Annotated in this window: 2 protein-coding genes; both read left to right on the top strand. The window is 39.4% G+C overall.

Annotated elements, in window-relative coordinates:
* Positions 1–121: 121 nt before the first annotated feature.
* Positions 122–1,363, top strand: a complete 1,242-nt coding sequence (gene hemW, locus QZ265_RS10365; protein ID WP_296405911.1) for a radical SAM family heme chaperone HemW — start codon at positions 122–124, stop codon at positions 1,361–1,363.
* A 134-nt stretch (positions 1,364–1,497) separates the two neighbouring features.
* Positions 1,498–3,084, top strand: coding sequence for a glycerol kinase GlpK (glpK, locus tag QZ265_RS10360; RefSeq protein ID WP_296405910.1), 1,587 nt, complete (start codon positions 1,498–1,500; stop codon positions 3,082–3,084).
* The last annotated feature ends 24 nt before the right edge of the window (positions 3,085–3,108 follow it).

Here is a 3,108-nt window from a genome sequence, read left to right as displayed (position 1 = left end):
TAAAACCAGTTATACAAATCCAGCTATATATAATAATAGTCAATTCGCTGTGGTTTTAAAGAAGGTGTGACTAAATCATTATCAGACTATTCTCTGCTAACAAGTATAAGACTTAAATTTTATGTCATCTCTAATAAATGTATTACAAGTTCCTTTGGCGCTTTATATCCATATACCATGGTGTGTCAAAAAATGTCCCTATTGTGATTTTAATTCACACACACTTCCACATAATGACACCCTATCTAAAACAATAAACTTAGATGCTACTGACCAAACGAGCTCGATAGTTGACGATCATTTTCATTTGTATGTCGATGCATTAATTAAAGACATTAATGATCAGTTGCCTTTATTACAAGGTCGTAAAATCAGCTCTATCTTCATTGGGGGTGGTACGCCTTCGCTACTACCAATTACTCAATATCAACGCTTATTTGATCATTTAAAATCGGTTTTACTTTTATGCGATGACTTAGAAGTAACCATGGAAGCCAATCCAGGTACTTTAGAACATGCTCCTTTTGAGCAGTATCTTCAAGTAGGCATAAATCGCTTATCAATGGGGGTACAGAGTTTTTCTGATACCAAGCTTGAAGCTTTAGGACGCATTCATAATGCAAATCAAGCCCAAATGGCCACGCAAGCTGCCAAAAAAGCAGGATTTAAGCGAGTAAATATTGACCTAATGCATGGCCTGCCAAATCAATCATTGCAAGAAGCTTTATATGATATTGAGCAGGCACATCAAGCAGGTGCCACTCATATTTCATGGTATCAGCTTACCATTGAGCCCAATACAGTTTTTTATAGAAATACCCCAGTCTTACCAGATGACAATGACTTAGCAAAAATAGAAGAGCAAGGCTGTGAAGTATTGAATCAGCTAGGCTATCAAAATTATGAAGTTTCGGCTTGGGTAAGTGCAGAAGATCAGCAGTGCCGCCACAATGTAAACTACTGGCAGTTTGGCGATTATCTTGCTATTGGGGCCGGCGCCCATGGCAAAATTACTATTGCAGATGATAGTGTCTATAATGATTTTGAAAGAGGTATATATCGATTTAGTAAAACCCGTTTGCCAAAAGATTATATGACTTATGAGCAGTACCCAAAAACGGTAGGTTTTGCGCCTATAGCAGAGGAAGATTTAAATGGTGAGTTTATGATGAATGCTCTACGTTTAACTTCAGGGGTTCCTTTAAATTTATATAGCGATAGAACGGGATTAACAACGGCTAAAATTAAACCTATCATAAAGCGTTTGCAACAGCAGAAATTATTGGTTGAGGCAGATAATTTGATTCAGCCTACAGACTTAGGTCGTCGTTATTTAAATCAAGTATTGCAAGCGTTTTTATAGCATAGATTTTGAATTAGCTATGTATTTAAAGCAGGATATTGGCTATTTTTAACTATCGCAGTTATTAAATAGCTATAGTATTAAAATATCAAATATCTAAATCATTATATCTATAATAACAGGGAGACTGCATCATGGCAGGTTACGTATTAGCATTGGATCAAGGTACTACCTCAAGCCGTGCCATTATATATGATGATAGAGCCCGATCAATCCAGATTTCACAAAAGCCGACAGTTTTAACTACTCCAAAGGCAGGTTTTGTGGAGCAAGATGCCATGCAAATTTGGCATACACAAATTAGCTGTGCACATGATGCTATGAACCAAGCGGGGTTGTTAGCAACCGATATCTCAAGCCTTGCCATTACCAATCAACGTGAAAGTATTGTGGTATGGGATAAAAAAACGGGTAAGCCACTAGCACCTGCTATTATTTGGCAAGATAGACGCACTGATGATTGGTGTCAAAACTTAAGTAAGCATCAAGTTAAAGGGTCAGACGTTAGTATGGATCAGCATGTACAGTCTATAACGGGCCTGCGTATAGATCCCTATTTTAGCGCTAGCAAGATCGTTTGGCTATTGAACAATCACCCTAATTTAAAAGATAGAGCCCAGCGTGGTGAAGTCGCGGTAGGTACTATCGACAGTTGGTTGATGTTTAAGTTAACTGGCGGTGAGCATGTGATAGATATTACCAACGCTTCTCGTACCTTATTGTACGACATTAATAAATTAGATTGGTCTGACGATTTAATAAATAGATTTGATATAAACAAACAAATGCTTCCTAAAGTTTTGGCTTCTGACGGAGACTTTGGAAAGACTAAGAAAGGATTATTTGCTAAACAGATTCCTATTCAAGCGGTGCTAGGAGATCAACAAGCAGCTTTATTCGGTCAAGGCTGTGTAGACACTGGTATGGCTAAAAACACCTATGGTACAGGTTGCTTCATGCTAATGAATATAGGCGATGAAGTGCAACTTAGCCAGCATCATCTATTAACTACAGTGGGCTGGCAACGTCGAGTTAATAATCTGCAATTGCCTACTGCTAACGAGCATCCCTCATTATCGAAATTGGTTAAGTCAGGTCAGCGTATGCTAAGTCCTACTAAGCGTGAAGTCACTTATGCCTTGGAAGGCAGTGTGTTTATGGCCGGTGCTATCGTGCAATGGCTACGGGACAATATGGGATTGTTTAATCGATCACAAGATATCGAAAGTCTTGCTAAAGAAGTAGATAGCAGTGAACAAGTGGTGTTAGTGCCTGCTTTCACAGGGTTGGGTGCTCCTTATTGGCGTTCAGATATAACAGCCAGCCTAGCTGGTATGACCCGGGGGAGTACTAAAGCACACATAGCACGTGCGGCCTTAGAGTCAATAGCTTTTCAAACTTATGATGTGCTAACTGCGATGCAAAAAGACAGCCCCAGTCCGTTAACAGAGCTTAGGGTTGATGGGGGCGCCGCCAATAATGATTTATTAATGCAGTTTCAAGCGGATATGCTCGGCGTACCTGTATTACGACCTAAAGATACTGAAATTACTGCCAAAGGTGTGGCTTTATTAGCGGGTATAACCGCAGGCTTATACGATGAATCTACGATTGATGATAGCTGGTATCTGGATCAATGCTTTGAACCTTCAATGGCTGCAGACGAACGCGGGCATCATTTAGATAAATGGCATCAAGCCATTGGCAAAACCTTACAATAATATAAGTTATCACAATCCGACTTT

Source organism: Psychrobacter sp. (assembly GCF_018260395.1).
Classification (GTDB): Bacteria; Pseudomonadota; Gammaproteobacteria; order Pseudomonadales; family Moraxellaceae; genus Psychrobacter.
This window is presented reverse-complemented; position numbering and strand designations above follow the sequence as displayed.

Bases quoted from the DNA above. Each gene is read 5' to 3' on its own strand.
- glpK (WP_296405910.1), top strand. From the start codon at position 1,498: ATGGCAGGTTACGTATTAGCATTGGATCAAGGTACTACCTCAAGCCGT.
- hemW (WP_296405911.1), top strand. From the start codon at position 122: ATGTCATCTCTAATAAATGTATTACAAGTTCCTTTGGCGCTTTATATC.